The sequence below is a fragment of the Streptomyces sp. YIM 130001 genome, assembly GCF_003574445.1.
GTDB lineage: Bacteria > Actinomycetota > Actinomycetes > Streptomycetales > Streptomycetaceae > Streptomyces.
In genome coordinates, this window is the sequence record NZ_KZ984564.1 from 39,840 (window position 1) to 58,456 (window position 18,617).

Genomic DNA, 18,617 nt, shown 5'->3' on the forward strand with positions numbered 1-18,617 from the left:
AGCGCCGGTGCGCCGTACGGGTCACCCATGACCCTGACGTACCCCTCGTACGCGCGCCGGGCGGCACACCGGGTGACGATCCGTAAATGCGCCTTCCACACTGTCATGCCGTCCTCGCGCCGGTGCTCTGTGTGTTGCTCGCGCTGCTCGCCCCGCCCGCCCGGGCATCGGACGGCCCGAGCGCGAGCGGCGAAGTGGCCCGCCTGTACGAGGAAGCGGCGGCCGCGACGCAGAAGTACGAAGACGGCAAGAAGGCAGCAGCCAGAGAACGCACCCGAGCCGGCCGCCTCGAGGGACTACTGACCCGGCAACGCAGCGAACTCGCCCTGCTGCACGCCGACTTGGGCCGCATCGCCCGATCCCAGTACCGCACCGGAGGCGGCATCCCCTACACCGCCCAACTGCTCATGGCGGACGACCCGGACCAGCTGATGCGCGGTCAGCGCGCCGCATGGCAGGCGGATCTGGCCGTCGACAACGCCATCAGCAAGACCCGGCGCGCCACGGACCGGCTCGAGCGGGACGAGCGAACGGCACGTTCCGCGTGGCAGGCGTTCGACCGGCGCCAATCCCAGCTGGCGAGCCTCAGGACCGGCATCGAACGCAAACTGGAGGACGCCCAGTGGAAGCTGCAGGGCGACGCCGACGGCCAGGTCACCGCCGGACAGTGCCGGGGCGCCGTGCGTCTCGACCAGCCCGCGTTGCCGACCGGGAAGGACTGGGTGAAACCGGTCCGCACGTACCAGCTGTCGGCCGGCTTCGGCGGGTCCGGTGAACGCTGGTCGAGCCGGCACACCGGGCAGGACTTCGCCGTGGACATCGGCACACCCGTGCGCTCGATCGGCGCGGGGCGGATCGAACGGGTCTCCTGCGGTGGGTCGTTCGGGATGGAGGTCGTCGTACGGCACGACGGCGGCTACTACTCGCAGTACGCGCACCTCGCCGCGGTCACCGTCGACCAGGGCGAGCGGGTGCAGCCGGGGCAATGGGTCGGACAGTCGGGCACGACGGGCAATTCCACCGGGCCCCATCTGCACTTCGAGGTACGCCTCACCCCGCAGCTCGGATCCGGGGTGGATCCGCGGCGCTGGCTGGAGGAACACGGCGTGAAGCTGTGAGGGGCCGCTGTGCTCCGCGGTGCGACCTGCCGTCGAGCGGCCGTGCTGTGGTCCTCCTGCGAGGTGCGGGCCTTGGCCGACGCGGTCGGGCCGCCTCCTGGTGTGACGTTTCTTCAGGCGATGTCGCCGACGCCGTCGGAGTCGGCGGCGCGGCGGACGACCCGGTCGCCGATCTGCTCGGCCACGATCCGCTCCACGACGACCGCGACACCGTCGTCGTTGTTGGCAACCGTGCGGCCGGAGGCAGCGGCGATCACGTCCGGGTGAGCGTTGCCCATCGCGTACGACTCACCGGCCCAGGTGAGCATCTCCACGTCGTTCGGCATGTCACCGAAGGCGACGACCTCGTCCGGGCCGATACCGCGCTCGGCACAACACAGCGCGAGCGTGCTCGCCTTGGACACCCCCGGTCCGCTGATCTCCAGAAGAGCGGTCGGGCTCGAGCGGGTGACTCCGGCGCGGTCACCGATCACCTCGCGCGCCAGTTGCAGGAACGCGTCCGGCGCGAGCTCCGGGTGGTACGCGAGGAGCTTCAGGACCGGCTGATCGGCGACGTCCGAGTCCTCGGCGAGCAGCTTCTCCACGGGCGCGATCGAGGCGGCCGCGTCCAGGTGCATCGGCGGGTACGTGAGCTCGTGGTGGATGCCGCCGGCCCGTTCGACGGCGAAGGACGTACCGGGAACGGCGGTGCGCAGGGCGTCCACGACAGTCAGCGAGGCCTCACGCTCCAGGGCCCTGATCTTCACGAAACGGTGGTTGACGTGGCCGTCCTGCAGGTCGACGACCGCGGCTCCGTTGCCGCAGATGGCGAGGCCGTGGCCGTGCACGTGGTCACTGACGACGTTCATCCAGCGGGCCGGGCGGCCGGTGACGAAGAAGACCTCGATTCCGGCCGTCTCCGCCGCGGCGAGCGCGGCGACCGTGCGCTCGGACAGTGATTTGTCGTCGCGCAGGAGCGTGCCGTCCAGGTCCGTGGCGATCAGACGGATCGGGCGGGCGGGGGCCGGAGGGCGTGCGGGCTCGGAGGTCACCGGGTCATTCTCCCGCATATGCCAGCACGGGTGTGCGGGAGGGCGCACACCTGAGTTCTTTTCGGCCATGGAGCGCCGTGTGGGGGCGCGAGGAGGGGCGGGCGCAGGGAGGGGTGCCGGTGCGGCGGTCCGCGGCCGGGCGGTGGGAATCGCGGCGGGTGCGGGAGGTGCTCGGGGGCGCGACGTGCGGGGGTCGGGGAGGTGCGCGGGGGCGGTCGGTGGGGCGGGTGCGGCTATCGGTTGAGCTGGCCGGCGGCCTCGGTCGCGATGCGCTCGAAGACCTTCTCGTCGGCGGCGAAAACGGAGTCCGCGATCGGCCAGTGCACGGCGATCTCGGTGAACCCCAGTTCCGCGTACGGACCCGCGAAGTCGACGAAGGCGTCCACGGAGGAGAGCGGGTGCCCGTTCCGCGCGGCCGTGGCCGGGTGGAACTCCGGGGTGAACCCGGACAGCAGGAAACGGGACGGCTCATCGCGGCCCCGGCCGATCGCGTCGCAGGCCGCGGACAGCTTCTCGCCCTGCGCTCGCACCGCCGCCAGCGACTCGTCGACGGTGCCCGTCTCGTAGAGCTTCGGGTCACCGGTGGTGACCCAGGCCTGGCCGTACCGCGCGGCCAGCTTCAGCCCGCGCGGACCGGTCGCCGCAACCGCGAACGGCAGGCGTGGACGCTGGACACAGCCCGGGACGTTGCGCGCCTCGGTGGCGGAGTAGAAGGTGCCCTCGTGGGTCACTTCGGTGGGCTCGCGCAGCAGACGGTCGAGCAGGGGGACGAACTCACCGAAGCGGTCGGCCCGTTCGCGTGGCGTCCACGGGGTTTCGTCGCGCCCGAGCAGGGTGGTGGCATCGAAACCGCTGCCGCCGGCGCCGATACCGAGTGTGATGCGGCCGTCCGAGACGTCGTCGAGAGAGACGAGTTCCTTGGCGAGGGTCACCGGGTGCCGGAAGTTGGGCGAGGTGACCAGGGTGCCGAGGCGCAGGCGACTGGTCGCCGTCGCGGCCGCGGTCAGGGTGGGCACGGCGCCGAACCAGGGCCCGTCCCGGAAGGTCCGCCAGGACAGGTGGTCATAGGTGTACGCGGCGTGGAACCCGAGCTCCTCGGCTCGCTGCCACTGCGCGCGCCCGCCGTCGGTCCAGCGGCGTACGGGGAGGATCACGGTGCTCAGACGCATGGGGCCGACCATATGGGGGGAGGGGGGTGGGGCGCATGTTTGGGTGGGGCGGCTTACTCGCTTCCCGACTTCCCGGGGGCCCTCCCCCCCGCCCCCTCCCCACCCCTCCTCCCCTCGCGCCGCCTGTGCCGTCACCGGCAGCCCGCCGCGCCCCGTGCAGCCCACTCGCCCGCCGGTCCCCACAGCGAATCCACTTGCGCCCCGTCGGCCCGAGCCCTCAACATCGCCCGCCAGCCGCCAGCCGCCAGCCGCCAGCCGCCAGCCGCCAGCCGCCAGCCGCCAGCCGCCAGCCGCCAGCCGCCAGCCGCCAGCCGCCAGCCGCCAGCCGCCAGCCGCCAGCCGCCAGCCGCCAGCCGCCAGCCGCCAGCCGCCAGCCGCCTCGCCGCGGCGCGGTCTCGTTTGTGTCGTGTCCTCCTCGTTCTTCGCTCTGGCCGAAATCATCCGTCGTCAGACGTCAATGGCTTCCGGCACGCTCGAGCAGTAAGTCGCCGATTTTTTACCTGAGTTAGGCATGATCCACAGCCAACCCGAGTTATCCACAGGCTACTTGGATCGACTGTGGACAACTGGCGTCCAATTTAGGGTATTTGGTCAATTCCCTCTGTCTGGCCTGTACTTGGAACGCAAGCATCCAAAGTCCTTGCAGCCACCTCACGTTCGGCAGCGAGGGCGATGAAGCGTGGCGCGTTCTCGCTCCCAACTAGCTGATTTACCGCATGGATCGTCGAGGCCGGCAAGGGGACACGGTGATCCAGGCTGGCCGTCGGAACATCCGTCGCCCCCAAGTGGCGATGGAGGTGATGGTTGGCGAACTTACGCATGGCTCTGGCAAGTTCGGCATCGACCGTGTGCTGTGCGAGTGGTCGCAAGCGCCGTACGAGCGCGGCCGCCTGTGCCGCTTCGCCGTCGGACGGAGGCGAGTGTCCCAGGTAGCGAGCGAAGACATGCTCGGTCGTGAACTCCAGGAATCGGGCGGCAATATGCTCCATCTGCCCCCTCAACTCCCTTAGATGGCTGGAGATTGCACTGAGCGGAACACCTGCCGCATGCAACTCCACGGCGACGGAAAGCTCTTGAGGGCTCGGTACCAGGAACTCGTCGTCCTTTCCCGGCGCGCGCTCCAGGATTCCCAGAGCGATCGCCTCCTGCAGAGCGGACTCGTCCAGTCGCGCTTCCTCCGGTTGTGTCCCCTTGTCGCCCGCAGCTGCCTCACTGCCCGTCAGATTCCGGAATCGAGCGGCTAGTTCGGAACGGGTGATGCGATCGGCCTTCTCGTCCGACCAAGGTCCGGCGACCTCTGCAGCGAGGCCGAGTACCCCACCGAGACCACGTCCCGTGTCCCACGCCTCCAACAGCTCCTTGATGGAGGCCAAGGTGTATCCACGCTCCAACAGGTCCGCGATCTGGTGCAGTCGGGTCAGGTGGACAGCCCCATAGACGTTCGCCCTGCCCCGGCGCTCCGGCCGAGGCAGCAGGCCGCGGTCCTGGTAGGCGCGGATAGTACGAACCGTGGCACCGCTCTGCTGCGCCAGATCCTCGATCCGGTATTCGTACGCCGTCGCGCCCCCGGACCCCGAGGTCGACGTCCGGTCAGACGCCCCGTCAGGCGCCGAACCGAACTCCACAGGCTGCCCCTTGTCCGCGTCGGCTGCGACTCCCGCAATCTCCCCGTTCACAGCGGTGGCTCCGTACGGGCGACGGCGCGCAGGGCACGGGGCGCGAAGCGGGACATGAAGCGGGCTCCGCGCGCCTCGGGGGTCACGGGGACCACGGCGTCGTTACGGACGACCGCCCGCAGTATCGCGTCGGCGACCTTCTCCGGCGGGTAGTTCCGCAGCCCGTAGAGGCGGGAGGAGCGGCGCTGCCGGCGCGTCTGCTCCGCGTCGTCGACTCCGGTGAAGCGTGCCGTCGCGGTGATGTTGGTGTTCACGAAGCCGGGGCAGATGGCTGTGACGCCGATGTCCTGGCTCGCCAGTTCGGCGCGCAGGCATTCACTGAGCATCAGTACCGCGGCTTTCGATGTGCTGTACGCGGGAAGTGCCCTGGAGGGCTGATAGGCCGCGGCCGAGGCTGTGTTGACGATGTGGCCGCCCTGGCCGCGCTCGGCCATCTGTCGACCGAAGATCCGGCAGCCGTGGATGACGCCCCACAGGTTGACGTCGAGCACCTTCTTCCAGTCCTCGGACGTGGTGGTGAAGAAGGAGCCGGACAGGCCGATGCCCGCGTTGTTCACCAGGACGTCCACCACGCCGTACTCGGCGGAGACCTTCTCGGCGAGCTTCTCCATCGCCTGCTCGTCGCTGACGTCCGTGGTCTCGCCCCAGGCCTCGGGGGCCCCGACCAGCCGGGCGAGGTCCGCGGTGCGCGCGACTCCGTCGGCGTCGCGGTCCACGGCGATCACCCGGGCGCCCGCTTCGGCGAAGGCGAAGGCGGTCGCCCGTCCGATGCCGCTGGCCGCGCCGGTCACCAGGACCAGCCGGCCGCCGAAGTGCTCCGCGTGGGAGGCGGCCCGGGAACCGGGGCGGGCGGTGGTCGCTCCGGTCGTGGCCGATGTGCCGCCGGGGCCGAGGTCCTCGTGGCGGATGGCGAAGTCGGCGATCCAGGAAGCCAGTTGGTCGGGGCGGGTTCGGGGTGCCCAGTGTTTTGCGGCGAGTTGGCGTCGGAGCAGCTGCGGAACCCAGCGGTCGAGTTCGTCGTAGAGCCGCGGGGACAGGAAGCTGTCGCCGGTGGGCGTGATGAGCTGCACCGGCGCGTGCGCGTAGGCGTCGGGGCGGGGGCGGCTGAGGCGTGCGCGGACGTTGTCCCGGTAGAGCCAGGCTCCGTGGGCGGCGTCCTCGCGGAGTGATTCGGTCGGGTAGTCCCCGGGGGCTACCTTCTCCAGGCGCTTGAGGATCTTGGGCCACTGGGTGCCGAGCGGCCCTCGCCAGGCGAGTTCGGGCAGGACCGGGGTGTGCAGCATGTAGACGTACCACGACTTCGCGCCCTGGCCGAGGAGTTGGCCGGCCCGGCGGGGGGTCGGTCGGGACATGCGCTTCTTGATCCAGTGGCCGAAGTGGTCGAGGGACGGTCCGGACATCGAGGTGAAGGAGGCGATCCGGCCCTCGGTGCGCTTGACGGTGACGAATTCCCAGGACTGCACCGAGCCCCAGTCGTGGCCGACGACGTGAACGGGTTTGTCGGGGCTGACCGCGTCGATCACCGCGAGGAAGTCGTCGGTCAGCTTTTCGAGGGTGAATCCGCCGCGCAGCGGTGTCGGTGGGGTGGAGCGGCCGTGTCCGCGTACGTCGTAGAGGACGACGTGGAAGTCGTCGCGCAGGCGGTCCGCGACCTCGGACCACACTTCCTTGGAGTCGGGGTATCCGTGCACGAGGACGAGGGTGGGGTGAGTGGGGTCGCCGAGTTCGACGATGCACAGGTCGATTCCGCCGGTGCGGACCCAGCGCTCTCGCGCTCCTTGGAGACTCATGCGGCAGTCCTTTCCTCGGCCCAGCGCCGTACGTGCGGAAGGTCGTCGTCGAGCCAGAAGGCGCTCTGCTCGGGGTCGCGGGAATCGGTGACGACGAGGAGTTCCTCGAACTTCGCGCCGGTGCCGCGGAATCCGAGATGGGGTTCGACCGCCCACAGGCCCGGCTGCGGCGGATGGTCCGAGAAGCGGTAGGGGCTCCAGAGCGGGGACCAGCCGTCCCGGTGTCCGTGCAGTGCGTCGCCGGCGAGACCCTTGAGGGCGTGGGTGCCGAAGCCGAGGACGGTGGGTGACCAGCGTCCTTCGCGGACCCGGTCGACCTTGTGGGCGATGACACCGAAGGGGTAGGCGCGGTGCCGGTTGAGATGGCCCTGGTGTCTCATCAGGCGTTCCACGTCCCGGTAGATCTCGCGCAGGGGGCGGCGTTCGCGGACTTCGCGCAGGATCAGGTCGCGGTGCGCCTCGAGGTCGAGGAGGAGGCGGTCGTGCACGGGGTTGAGCCCGAGGCAGCCCGAGTATCCGATGTCGGCGGTGAAGCCCTGGTGGATCGGGGCCATGTCGAGGATGAAGGGCATGCCGGGCTCGAGCCGGCGGGAGGTGGGGAAGAACTGCAGCGGTACGCGGAAGCCGGTGAAGGCGGTGCGGTCGCCGAACCAGGCGAACGGCAGGTGGAACCAGTCGCGCACTCCGCGGGCGCGGAGCCAGTCGCGCTGCATACGGGCGGCTTCGCGCTCGGTGACGCCCGGCCTGAGGCGGGCCGCGACCGATTCCGCGCACTCGTAGGCGAGGCGCTGCACGGCTCTGAATCCCCGGAGATCCGTGCGGAGTTGGCTGTCGACTGCTGGGGTCATGCCACCTTCCGTCCCTGTGCGCTACGTGTTCGTAACTTGACACTGATGAATGTGACAATGGCCGACGGCTGCGTCAAGAGGTGCGCAACTGCCTGTGGAAAACCCGGCTGATGTGGATAACGCCGTCACCCGAGGACGAGCGCCAAGGACGAGCGCCAAGGACGAGCGCCGAGGACGAGCGCCGAGAAAGTACGCCGAGGAAGAACGCCGAGGAAGCCCGCCGCCACCCGAGGAAGGCAGAACGACTCCTCGGAAAGAGCCGGGCGACCCCGTCCGTCCCTGGGACGACCCCTACGGGCCCGTACGCCCCAAGTCTGAGACGCAAGCCAGCATCTGGGTTGACGACCGGTGTGGCGGACGCCACTAACGTCGATGCCGTGACTGTGATCGCGACCGAAAGCCTCAGCAAGCGGTTCCCCAAGGTGACCGCTCTCGACCGGCTCTCCGTGGATATCGGCCAGGGCGTGACCGGCCTGGTGGGTGCCAACGGAGCCGGCAAGTCCACCATGATCAAAATCCTGCTCGGCCTGTCTCCCGCTACGGAGGGGCGCGCCGAGGTACTCGGGCTCGACGTGGCGACCAAGGGATCCGAGATCCGTGAACGCGTCGGCTACATGCCCGAGCACGACTGCCTGCCACCCGACGTCTCGGCCACCGAGTTCGTGGTGCACATGGCGCGGATGTCGGGCCTGCCACCGACCGCCGCCCGTGAGCGCACCGCCGACACGCTGCGGCACGTCGGCCTCTACGAGGAGCGCTACCGCCCGATGGGCGGCTATTCGACGGGCATGAAGCAGCGGGTCAAGCTGGCCCAGGCGCTCGTCCACGACCCCGAGCTCGTCCTCCTGGACGAGCCGACCAACGGCCTCGACCCCGTCGGCCGGGACGAGATGCTCGCCCTGATCCGCCGGGTACACACCGACTTCGGCATCTCCGTGCTGGTCACCTCGCACCTGCTGGGCGAGCTGGAGCGGACCTGCGACCACGTCGTCATCATCGACGGCGGAACGCTGCTGCGCTCCAGTTCCACCAGCGACTTCACCCAGGCGATGGGCACGCTCGCCGTCGAGGTCACCGACACCGACGCACACCCGGACGGCACCGCCGCCCTGCGCGAGCGGCTGACCACGGCGGGAGTCAGCGTCCACGCGCGCGAGGAGGACGGTCTGCCGGGCGCGGGCCACATCCTGCTCGTCGAGGCGACGGGCGAGGAGACCTACGACGTCGTGCGCGACACCGTGGCCGGTCTCGGCCTCGGCCTCGTGCGCATGGAGCAGCGGCGTCACCACATCGCGGAGGTCTTCCGCACGGACGCGGCCGAGGCCACGGACGCCTCGCCCGCGGGGACCACCGCCCCACCCGGAGGGCCCGCCGCGGCGGACCAGGCAGCGGAGGCCAGCGCACGATGACCACCGAAACGACCCGGATCCACAACATCGGCTACCGCGACTACGACGGTCCCCGTCTCGGTCGCGCCTACGCCCGCCGCTCGCTCTACTCGCAGTCCCTGCGCGGCGCCTACGGTCTCGGCCGGTCCGCGAAGTCCAAGGTCCTGCCGATGATCCTGTTCGCGGTGATGTGCGTGCCGGCGGCGATCATCGTCGCGGTGGCCGTGGCCACGGACCTCAAGAGCCTGCCGCTGGACTACACGCGCTACGCCGTCGTCACGCAGGCCGTCATCGGCCTGTTCCTGGCCGCACAGGCACCCCAGTCGGTCTCCCGTGACCTGCGGTTCAGGACGGTGCCGCTGTACTTCTCCCGGCCCATCGAGCGTGTCGACTACGTGCTGGCCAAGTACGCGGCCATGGCCTCCGCGCTGTTCGTCCTGACCGCCGCACCGGTCGTCGTGCTCTACGTCGGCTCGCTGCTCGCCAAGATGGATTTCGCGGACCAGACCAAGGGGTTCGCACAGGGGTTGGTCTCCGTGGCACTGCTGTCCCTGCTCTTCGCCGGGCTCGGCCTGGTGATGGCCGCGCTCACCCCGCGCCGCGGGTTCGGTGTGGCGGCCGTGATCGCCATCATGACCATCTCGTACGGCGCGGTGTCGACGCTGCAGGCCATCGCCTGGGACCAGGACTCCACCGGAGCCGTGTCGTGGCTCGGCCTGTTCTCGCCGATCACTCTCGTGGACGGCGTACAGACCGCGTTCCTCGGGGCCTCCTCGTCGTTCCCCGGCGGCTACGGACCGGGTGCCGGGCAGGGCGTGGTCTACCTGCTCGTCGTACTCGCCCTGATCGCCGGCTCGTACGCCGCCCTGATGCGCCGCTACCGGAAGGTCGGCCTGTGATGCCGCGACCCCGCCAGCACGCCACCACCCGCACTCGGAGAAACGGGCCGCGCCCATGACGACCATCCGTATCGACCACACCTCCCGCTGGTTCGGCAATGTGGTGGCGGTCAACGACGTCACCATGACGATCGGGCCGGGTGTCACCGGACTGCTCGGGCCGAACGGAGCGGGCAAGTCCACCCTCATCAACATGATGGGCGGATTCCTCGCCCCCTCGACAGGCACCGTGACGCTCGACGAGAAGCCGATCTGGCGCAACGAGCAGATCTACCGGCAGATCGGCATCGTCCCCGAGCGCGAGGCGATGTACGACTTCCTCACGGGGCGCGAATTCGTCGTCGCCAACGCCGAGTTGCACGGACTCGGCAAGAAGGCCGCCGAGAACGCGCTGTCCACCGTCGAGATGGAGTACGCGCAGGACCGCAAGATCTCCACGTACAGCAAGGGCATGCGGCAGCGCGTGAAGATGGCCTCCGCCCTGGTGCACCACCCGGAGGTACTGCTGCTGGACGAGCCGTTCAACGGCATGGACCCGCGCCAGCGGATGCACCTCATGGAGCTGCTGCGGCGCATGGGCGACGAGGGTCGTACCGTGCTCTTCTCCTCGCACATCCTGGAGGAGGTGGAGCAACTCGCCTCGCACATCGAGGTGGTCGTGGCCGGACGGCACGCCGCGTCCGGTGACTTCCGGCGGATCCGGCGGCTCATGACGGACCGTCCGCACCGCTATCTGGTGCGCTCCAGCGACGACCGTGCTCTCGCCGCCGCTCTGATCGCCGATCCGTCGACCGCGGGCATCGAGGTCGATCTGACCGAGGGTGCGCTGCTCGTCCAGGCCGTCGACTTCGGCCGGTTCACCGAACTGCTGCCCCAGGTCGCACGCGACCGCGGCATCCGTCTCCTGACGGTCTCGCCCTCGGACGAGTCCCTCGAGTCGGTCTTCTCCTACCTCGTCGCGGCCTGAAGGGAGCCTTTGACATGTATGACCCCACAGTCGCCCGGCTCACCTACCGGGCCCTGCTCGGCCGCCGTCGCGCGCTGATCCTGTTCTCACTGCCCGCCCTGCTGATCGTGATCGCCGTCGCGGTCCGGACGCTCAGCGGTGCCGACGACCAGGTCGCGGCCGACGTGCTCGGCGGTTTCGCGCTCGCCACGATGGTGCCGCTGATCGGCGTGATCGCCGGTACGGGCGCCATCGGGCCGGAGATCGACGACGGCTCCGTCGTGTATCTCCTGGCCAAACCCATCAAGCGGCCCACCATCATCGTCACCAAGCTGATCGTCGCGATCGCCGTGACGATGGTCTTCTCGGCCGTACCCACGTTCATCGCCGGAATGATCCTCAACGGCAACGGACAACAGGTCGCCATCGCCTACACGATCGCCGCCCTCGTCGGATCGATCGCGTACGCCGCCCTGTTCCTGCTGCTCGGCACGGTCAGCAAGCACGCCGTGGTCTTCGGGCTCGTGTACGCGCTGGTGTGGGAGTCGCTGTTCGGCTCGCTCGTCGCCGGGGCCAGGACGCTGAGCGTGCAGCAGTGGTCCCTGGCCGTCGCCCAGAAGGTGTCCGGCGGTGACCTGGTCAGCTCCGATGTGGGACTGCCGCTCGCGGTCGTCCTGCTCGTGGGGGTGACCGTGCTCGCCACCTGGTACGCGGGACAGAAGCTCCGCACGTTGACGCTCGCCGGGGACGAGTGAGCGCCGACAGCCTTCGGTGAGAACGATGTACGCGCGCGTGGTGGCGGTTTCGGCCTCCACGCGCGCGTAGAGGTCGATCCGGGGACGTACGTCGGACGTCCCGGCCCATCCCGTACCCGAGGCCGATCCGGGCCCGGCGCGGCCGCCCTAGCGTCGTCCGCATGCGGATCGGAATTCTCGGAACAGGCAATGTGGCCCGCGCGATCGGCGCCGGAGCGCAAGCGGCCGGCCACGACGTCAGATACGGCTCGCGCGACGCGGAGTCCAGACGCAAGGAGCTCGACCTGCCGGCGGTCCCGGTGGCGGACGCGGCGGCCCACGGCGAGATCGTCGTGAACGCCATCGGGGGCAACGCCTCACTGGCCCTCCTGCCCACCCTGCGCGACCCGTTGACCGGCAAGGTGCTGCTCGACATCGCCATCGACCTCACCGAGGACATGCAGCTGGTCCACGTCGACTTCAGCCTCGGGGAACAGCTGCAGACCGCACTCCCCGGCACTCGGGTGGTCAAGGCCCTCTGCACGATGGACTCTTCCGTGATGGTGAGCCCGCAGGTGCTCGCCGGAGCGAGCTCCGTCTTCCTCTCCGGAGACGACGACTCCGCCAAGCAGCAGGTCGACACGCTCCTCGCGGAGTTCGGGTGGCCGGCCGGATCCCGGGTGGACCTGGGCGGGATCGCGACGGCGCGGGCGCAGGAGCACTTCGCGTTGTTCTTCGTCGCCGCCGCGGGCGCGCTCGACAGTCACACGTTCAACATCAGGCTGGTACCGGCCGCCGAGTCGTGACGCCCACGCGGCCCACGCCCTGCAGCCCGCGGCCGGCCACGGCGAAATTCGGTGGCGAACAGGCGTACGTCCCCGGCACAGTGGACGTACGAGCGGCCGCCGGCGACGGTGTCCGCCGAGGGGGAGCGGAGCGCGGCGACGCGGATCAGCGGCGTGCCGTGCTCCCGGCAGGGCGGCGCGAGGCGGCAGGCTCCGGAGTGGTCATCACACTCCGTCGCAGCCGCTGCCCGGCGCGCCGCCCGGGGGGTGGTCCTCGGCCGCACATCGCGCCGAGGCCGCCCTTCGCGCCTGACGTACGGGACCTTCTGGGCAGCGAAGATCCCGCGCGGCTCAGGACTCCAACTGCTCGACAAGTACCGGGACATGACTGTGTTCCGGTTCCTTGACCGCGGTGAGCAGCGTCGCCGGGCCCTTCCCGAGCAGCTCGCGGAGATGTTCGAGGGCGGAGGCGGCGGGCTCGGCGCCCAGCTCGGCCTCGTAGCGCCGACGGAACTCGGCGTAATCGCTGTCGGGACCGTGGAACCAGCGGCGGAGCTCCGTCGACGGCGTGACGTCCTTCGGCCATGCGTCGATGTGTGCGTCGGCCTTGCTGAGGCCGCGTGGCCACAGCCGGTCGACCAGGATCCGGGTCCCGTCGTCCTCGGACGGGGGCTCGTAGACCCGCCGGACACGGACCTGCGGCTGGGACGAGGCACGGCGCGCGGTCATGCGTCCAGGCTCCCAAGCCGCCCGGCGGTACGCCACCGCAGAACCCGCCCCGCGGGACGGGCCCGAGCAGAGTTCAGCCGAGCAGTCGCTCGAGTACGACCGCGATACCGTCCTCGTCGTTCGACGAAGTGACCTCGTCGGCCACGGACTTGAGTTCCGGGTGGGCATTGGCCATCGCCACGCCGTGCGCGGCCCAGCCGAACATCGGTACGTCGTTCGGCATGTCGCCGAAGGCGATCGTGGAGGCGGCGGAGACCTTCAGGCGGCGGGCGGCGAGCGAGAGTCCGGTCGCCTTGGACAGTCCGAGCGGCAGCAGCTCGACGACCCCGGGACCCGCCATGGTGACGCTCACCAGGTCGCCGGCGATGCGCAGGGCGACCGCTGCGAGCTCGTCGTCGGTCAGGTTCGGGTGCTGGATGTAGACCTTGTTGAGCGGCGCGGACCACAGGTCGGTGGAGTCCGTGAAGGCCACGACCGGAAGCGGGCCCTGCCCGACGTCATAACCGGGCCCGACGATCACCTCGCCGTCCACTCCGTCGCGGCTGGCGGCGACCGCGAGGGGGCCCGTCTCCGCCTGGATCTTGTCCAGGGCGAGGCCGGCGAGCCGACGGTCCAGGGTCACCGACGTCAGCAGCCGGTGCTCTCCCGCGTGGTAGACCTGCGCGCCCTGGCCGCAGACGGCGATCCCGTCGTAGCCGAGGTCGTCCAGGATGTGCCGCGTCCACGGCACGGCGCGGCCGGTCACCACGATGTGCGCGGCGCCCCGCGCGCACGCGGTGGCCAGCGCCCCACGCGTGCGCGCGGAGACCGTGTGGTCGTCGCGCAGCAGCGTGCCGTCGAGGTCGGTGGCGATCAGCTGGTACGGGAACGCTCCGGCGGGAGCGGGGGCAGCCGTCACTTCGCGACCGGCTCGAGCAGCTCGCGGCCGCCCAGGTAGGGGCGGAGGACCTCGGGTACCCGCACCGAACCGTCCGACTGCTGATGGTTCTCGAGCAGCGCGACGATGGTGCGCGGTACGGCGCACAGCGTGCCGTTCAGCGTGGCGAGCGGGCGGACCTTCTGCTCGTCCCGCATCCGGATCGCCAGGCGGCGGGACTGGAACTCGGTGCAGTCCGACGTCGACGTCAGCTCCCGGTACTTGCCCTGCGTCGGGATCCACGCCTCGCAGTCGTACTTGCGGGCCGCGGACGAACCGAGGTCGCCGGTCGCCACGTCGATCACCCGGAACGGCAGCTCGAGCGCGGTCAGCCACTCCTTCTCCCAGGTGAGCAGCCGCTGGTGCTCCGCCTCGGAGTCCTCGGGCTTCACGTACGAGAACATCTCGACCTTGTCGAACTGGTGGACCCGGAAGATGCCCCGGGTGTCCTTGCCGTGCGATCCGGCCTCGCGGCGGAAGCAAGGCGAGAAACCGGCGTAGCGCAGCGGCAGTCGGTCCGCGTCGATGATCTCGTCCATGTGGTACGCGGCGAGCGCCACCTCGGAGGTGCCGACCAGGTACAGGTCGTCCTTCTCCAGGTGGTAGACGTCGGCCGCGGCCTGGCCGAGGAAGCCGGTGCCGGCCATCGACTGCGGGCGGACCAGGGCGGGCGTGAGCATGGGCGTGAAACCGGCCGCGGTGGCCTGGGCGATCGCCGCGTTGACGAGGGCGAGCTCGAGGAGGGCGCCGACGCCGGTCAGGAAGTAGAAGCGTGAGCCGGAGACCTTCGCACCGCGCTCCACGTCGATCGCGCCGAGCGCCGTGCCCAGCTCCAGGTGGTCCTTGGGCGCGAAGCCCTCCTGGTCGAAGTCGCGGAAGGTGCCGTGCGTCTCGAGGGTGACGAAGTCCTCCTCGCCGCCCACGGGGACGTCGGGGTGGACCAGGTTCCCCAGGCGGAGCAGCAGCTCGTCGGTCTCGGCCTTGGCCTCGTCCTTGGCCGCGTCGGCGGCCTTGACCGCGGCGGCCAGCTCGCCCGTCTTCTTGAGGAGTTCGGCCTTCTCGTCGCCCGTGGCCTTGGGGATGAGCTTGCCGAGCGACTTCTGTTCGGCGCGGAGCTCGTCGAAGCGGACGCCGGACGACCTGCGCCGCTCGTCGGCGGAGAGCAGGGAGTCGACGAGGGCGACATCCTCTCCACGGGCGCGCTGGGAGGCGCGGACACGGTCGGGGTCCTCACGGAGCAGGCGAAGGTCAATCACGCGGTCAAGGCTACCGGTGCGGGTGGTCGGCCCTCGACTTGATATTCCCTTGTGCGTGGAAATGCCCTTTTTGCCGAATTCAATAGACGTCTGCGGATCACCGGGGGCGGTCGAAGTCGCTGCTTCCGGAGCGAAATCCGGCCGCCTGTACGAGGTGCTCGCGCGGAGGCGGAGGGCTGCCGAGGTGCGGTCAATGGCCATCCGGGAATGCCCGGTTCGTGCCACGCGGGTGGCGGGGTGTTGACCGGGTTCCCTTGCGGGGAGGGCGACTTGGCGGTGCGTTGTCCACAGAAGTGCGCCACCCCGGAAAAGTTATCCACAGGCTGTGTTCAAGATCTGTGGATACCGGAAGTGATCATTCTGCATCCGGAATGCGAGGGGAAGAATTCCCGGATCAAACCGGCGCGACACCCTCTTTCGAGTGGAAGTGGCTCGCCCCAAAGAGTTGATCAATGGAATTGCGCTGACGAAGGGTGACGTGCGGGGCTGTGGAGGGACTTGAGGCCTAGAGGCCGATTTGTCGACCAAGTCGCGTTCTGGTGTCGACTTGTCCCCAGGTCGAGACCCGACCCTGTGGATAACTCCTGTGGACAATGAAAATCCGCAGGTAGGACCGGGGTGCCGGGCCGTCGTCAGCCCTCCAGCATCCCTCCCCGGAACGTCCTCGCCTCCGGCCGCCGGCCGAGGACCGGTCAGAACCGGCCGTCCTGCACCCTGGCCAGCCAGTCGGCCGCGGCCATGAACTCACCGTCCGTGGTCCCGGCACGTGCTTCGGTCACGTCGGACACCGCGACACCGGCCCGCGGATACGAACCGAGGAAGCGCACCTTCGGCGCGATCCGCCGCAGCCCCATCAGGGCCTCGCCCACCCGGCGCTCGGCGACATGACCCTCGGCGTCCACGGCGAAGCAGTAGTTGCCGATGCCGGCGCCCGTGGGCCGGGACTGGATCAGCATCAGGTTGACGCCGCGCACCGCGAACTCCTGCAGCAGCTCCAGCAGTGCGCCCGGGTGGTCCTCACCCAGCCAGATCACCACCGACGTCTTGTCCGCACCGGTGGGCGCCGCGGGACGGGCCGGGCGGCCGACCAGGACGAAGCGGGTCTCCGCGTTCTCCGCGTCGTGGATGTCGGTGACCAGCGGCTCGAGTCCGTACGTGGCCGCCGCGAAGATCCCGGCGAAGGCGGCGTCGAAGTGGCCCTCCTGCACCAGGCGCGCGCCGTCGGCGTTGGAGGCCGCGGACTCCCACAGCGCGTCGGGCAGATTGGCGGCGAGCCAGTTGCGCACCTGCGGCTGGGACACCGGGTGACCGGTCACGGTCTTGATGTCGGAGAGCGTGGTGCCGGGCCGGGCGAGCAGGGCGAAGGTGATCGGGAAGAGGACCTCGCGGTAGATCATCAGCGGCTCGCCGGTGGCGAGTTCGTCGAGAGTCGCGGTGACGCCGCCCTCCACGGAGTTCTCGATCGGCACCAGGGCGCCGGCCGCGTCGCCGCTGCGCACCGCGTCGAGGGCCGCGGGGACGGACACCATCGGGACCAGCTCCCGGGTGGCCGCCTCCGGGAGCTTGCGAAGTGCGGCCTCGGTGAAGGTGCCCTCCGGGCCGAGGTACGTGTAGCGAGTCGCCGACATGCGTAGTCCCTACTGGCGTCGAGTGAACGGTGGCGCTGCCGGTGCCGCCGGACAGGCTCCCGGGCACTGCCCCGGGGCCGCGGCGCGGTTCGCCGACATACGGTCAGCCTAATGCGCCGTACGAGTCCCGGTCCGCCTGTGGCCAGAGGCTGACCCGCGCGCAGGGGCCGCGGAAGCAGAGCCTGCGCCGGATGCCGCTACGTGCGCGTAACGGCCGAAAAGGGGGCGGCCTCCACGCGCGCGTAGAGGGCGAAAAGGGAACAGGCACCATGCTCCACGCGCGCGTGGAGCTACGGAAACGAGCGACTGCCCCGCCTCAGCCCTCCAGCAGCTCCTGCCCCACGTACTCGCCGTTGCGCGCCCCACGCGGCACCGCGAACACGGCGCTCGACTCGTGCCGGATGAACTTCGACAGCGCGTCCCCGCGGTCGAGCTTGCGCTGCACGGGCACGAAGCCGCGGTGCGGATCCGCCTGCCAGGCGATGAACAGCAGACCCGCGTCCGGCACACCGTCCGCGTCGTAGCCGTCGTGGAACGAGAAGGGGCGGCGCAGCATCGCGGCGCCGCCGTTCTGGTCGGGCCGGGAGATCCGGGCGTGCGCGTCGGACGCGACGAGTAGTTTGCCGTCCTTGCCGACCGCGTCGAGCTTCGGCTCGGTGGTCTCACTGCCGCCCGACAGCGGCGCACCGTCCTTCTTGCGGCGGCCGATCACCTGCTCCTGTGCGCCGGAGGACAGCCCGTCCCAGTCGTCGAGGAGCATCCGGATGCGGCGTACGACCGCATACGAGCCACCCGCCATCCAGGCAGGCCGGCGTGCGCCCTCGCCGGTGGCGAAGAGCCGCTCGCGAAAGTCGTCGTCGGACTCCTGGGGATTGTTCGTCCCGTCGACCTGCCCCATCAGGTTCCGCGTCGTCATCGGTCGCGCGGTGGCACCGGGGGACCGGTTGAAGCCGTTCATCTGCCAGCGCACCCGGGCCGCCTTGCCGGCCTCGCGCTGCAGCGAGCGCAGGGCGTCGAAGGCGACGAGCGCATCGTCGGCACCGATCTGCACCCACAGGTCGCCGTTGCTGCGCTTCGGATCGAGGCGGTCGGAGGAGAAGTCGGGCAGCGGGTCGAGTGCGCCGGGACGCTGCGCCTCGAGCCCGGTCCTGGCGAAGAAGCTGTGCCCGAACCCGAAGGTCACGGTCAGCGACGACGGCCCGGCGTCGAGGGCGATCCCCGTGGAGTCGTCGAGCGTGTGGCCGGCCATCAGCCGGCGGGCCGTGGCCGACCAGCGGCGCAGCAGCGCGGCGGCCTCCGTGCGCCCGGCCGACGGCACGAGATCGAAGGCCACCAGGTGGCAGTGGGCCTGCGCAGCAGTGGTGATGCCCGGCTGCCGGGCTCCTTCGAAACCGACGGAACGGTCGCCGACGGAAGCCAGCCGCGCCCCTTCCTCGTCCCGCGTTCCGGCCGCCGCCGCGTACCCGCCGCCGAGACCCGCCGCCCCGAGGACGACCCCGGTGGCGCCCGCCGTCCCGATCAGCCGGCGCCGCGAAATCGTGCTCCCGCGCGCGTGGCCCTCGTCCGGTGCGGAGCCCGAGCCGGATGTACCGGAGTCGGATCGCGCGCCGGATTCCGGGTCGACAGATCGCGCGCCGGATTCCGGGTCGACAGAAGGGTCGACGTCAGGGGCGGAATCCGAGTTCCTTGAGGAGCCAGCCATGG

The 18,617-nt window shown here is 70.3% G+C and carries 16 protein-coding genes; 6 read left to right on the forward strand and 10 right to left on the reverse strand.

Annotated elements, in window-relative coordinates; translation table 11 throughout:
- Positions 1 to 86: 86 nt before the first annotated feature.
- Positions 87 to 1,118: a M23 family metallopeptidase gene (locus DSC45_RS26900; protein ID WP_119294561.1), complete on the forward strand. Its 1,032-nt coding sequence runs from the start codon at positions 87 to 89 to the stop codon at positions 1,116 to 1,118.
- A 113-nt stretch (positions 1,119 to 1,231) separates the two neighbouring features.
- On the opposite strand, the gene DSC45_RS26905 is transcribed toward DSC45_RS26900, so the two are convergent.
- The 5 genes from DSC45_RS26905 to DSC45_RS26930 all read right to left on the reverse strand — a co-directional run bounded on the left by DSC45_RS26905 (position 1,232) and on the right by DSC45_RS26930 (position 7,632).
- Positions 1,232 to 2,167, reverse strand: a complete 936-nt coding sequence (locus DSC45_RS26905) for an HAD-IIB family hydrolase (RefSeq protein ID WP_119294562.1) — start codon at positions 2,165 to 2,167, stop codon at positions 1,232 to 1,234.
- A 215-nt stretch (positions 2,168 to 2,382) separates the two neighbouring features.
- Entirely contained in the window at positions 2,383 to 3,330 is a 948-nt protein-coding gene (locus DSC45_RS26910; protein WP_119294563.1) for an LLM class flavin-dependent oxidoreductase, read from the reverse strand.
- A 566-nt stretch (positions 3,331 to 3,896) separates the two neighbouring features.
- The gene (locus DSC45_RS26920) at positions 3,897 to 4,859 is read right to left on the reverse strand and encodes a MerR family transcriptional regulator (RefSeq protein WP_240434878.1); all 963 of its coding nucleotides are present in this window, start codon (positions 4,857 to 4,859) and stop codon (positions 3,897 to 3,899) included.
- A 131-nt stretch (positions 4,860 to 4,990) separates the two neighbouring features.
- The gene (locus DSC45_RS26925) at positions 4,991 to 6,784 is read right to left on the reverse strand and encodes an SDR family oxidoreductase (RefSeq protein WP_119294564.1); all 1,794 of its coding nucleotides are present in this window, start codon (positions 6,782 to 6,784) and stop codon (positions 4,991 to 4,993) included.
- Positions 6,781 to 7,632, reverse strand: coding sequence for a M24 family metallopeptidase (locus tag DSC45_RS26930; protein WP_119294565.1), 852 nt, complete (start codon positions 7,630 to 7,632; stop codon positions 6,781 to 6,783). The genes DSC45_RS26925 and DSC45_RS26930 overlap by 4 nt, the downstream gene beginning before the upstream one ends.
- A 383-nt stretch (positions 7,633 to 8,015) precedes the next feature.
- On the opposite strand from DSC45_RS26930, the gene DSC45_RS26935 reads away from it, so the two are divergent.
- The 5 genes from DSC45_RS26935 to DSC45_RS26955 all read left to right on the forward strand — a co-directional run bounded on the left by DSC45_RS26935 (position 8,016) and on the right by DSC45_RS26955 (position 12,405).
- Positions 8,016 to 9,041, forward strand: a complete 1,026-nt coding sequence (locus DSC45_RS26935; RefSeq protein ID WP_119294694.1) for an ABC transporter ATP-binding protein — start codon at positions 8,016 to 8,018, stop codon at positions 9,039 to 9,041.
- The gene (locus DSC45_RS26940; RefSeq protein WP_119294566.1) at positions 9,038 to 9,919 is read left to right on the forward strand and encodes an ABC transporter permease; all 882 of its coding nucleotides are present in this window, start codon (positions 9,038 to 9,040) and stop codon (positions 9,917 to 9,919) included. The genes DSC45_RS26935 and DSC45_RS26940 overlap by 4 nt, the downstream gene beginning before the upstream one ends.
- A 55-nt stretch (positions 9,920 to 9,974) precedes the next feature.
- Entirely contained in the window at positions 9,975 to 10,886 is a 912-nt protein-coding gene (locus DSC45_RS26945; RefSeq protein WP_119294567.1) for an ABC transporter ATP-binding protein, read from the forward strand.
- Between the two features lie 14 nt (positions 10,887 to 10,900).
- Positions 10,901 to 11,620, forward strand: a complete 720-nt coding sequence (locus DSC45_RS26950) for an ABC transporter permease (RefSeq protein WP_119294568.1) — start codon at positions 10,901 to 10,903, stop codon at positions 11,618 to 11,620.
- 161 nt (positions 11,621 to 11,781) lie between these two features.
- A complete protein-coding gene (locus DSC45_RS26955; protein ID WP_119294569.1) occupies positions 11,782 to 12,405 on the forward strand; it encodes an NADPH-dependent F420 reductase in 624 nt (207 codons plus the stop codon).
- Between the two features lie 330 nt (positions 12,406 to 12,735).
- Here the strand turns inward: DSC45_RS26955 and DSC45_RS26960 are convergent, their stop codons facing one another.
- The 5 genes from DSC45_RS26960 to efeB form a co-directional block, all read right to left on the reverse strand.
- Positions 12,736 to 13,113 (reverse strand): DUF488 domain-containing protein, encoded by a 378-nt coding sequence (locus DSC45_RS26960; protein ID WP_119294570.1) that lies wholly within the window; start codon positions 13,111 to 13,113, stop codon positions 12,736 to 12,738.
- A gap of 73 nt (positions 13,114 to 13,186) precedes the next feature.
- Positions 13,187 to 14,011 (reverse strand): HAD family hydrolase, encoded by an 825-nt coding sequence (locus DSC45_RS26965; protein WP_119294571.1) that lies wholly within the window; start codon positions 14,009 to 14,011, stop codon positions 13,187 to 13,189.
- Positions 14,008 to 15,285 (reverse strand): serine--tRNA ligase, encoded by a 1,278-nt coding sequence (serS, locus tag DSC45_RS26970; protein WP_119294572.1) that lies wholly within the window; start codon positions 15,283 to 15,285, stop codon positions 14,008 to 14,010. Before serS ends, DSC45_RS26965 begins: the two co-directional genes overlap by 4 nt.
- Positions 15,286 to 15,977: 692 nt before the next feature.
- Entirely contained in the window at positions 15,978 to 16,913 is a 936-nt protein-coding gene (pheA, locus tag DSC45_RS26975) for a prephenate dehydratase (RefSeq protein ID WP_119294573.1), read from the reverse strand.
- Between the two features lie 316 nt (positions 16,914 to 17,229).
- On the reverse strand, positions 17,230 to 18,615 hold the full coding sequence (efeB, locus tag DSC45_RS26980) for an iron uptake transporter deferrochelatase/peroxidase subunit (RefSeq protein WP_119294574.1): 1,386 nt from the start codon (positions 18,613 to 18,615) through the stop codon (positions 17,230 to 17,232).
- Positions 18,616 to 18,617 lie beyond the last annotated feature (2 nt).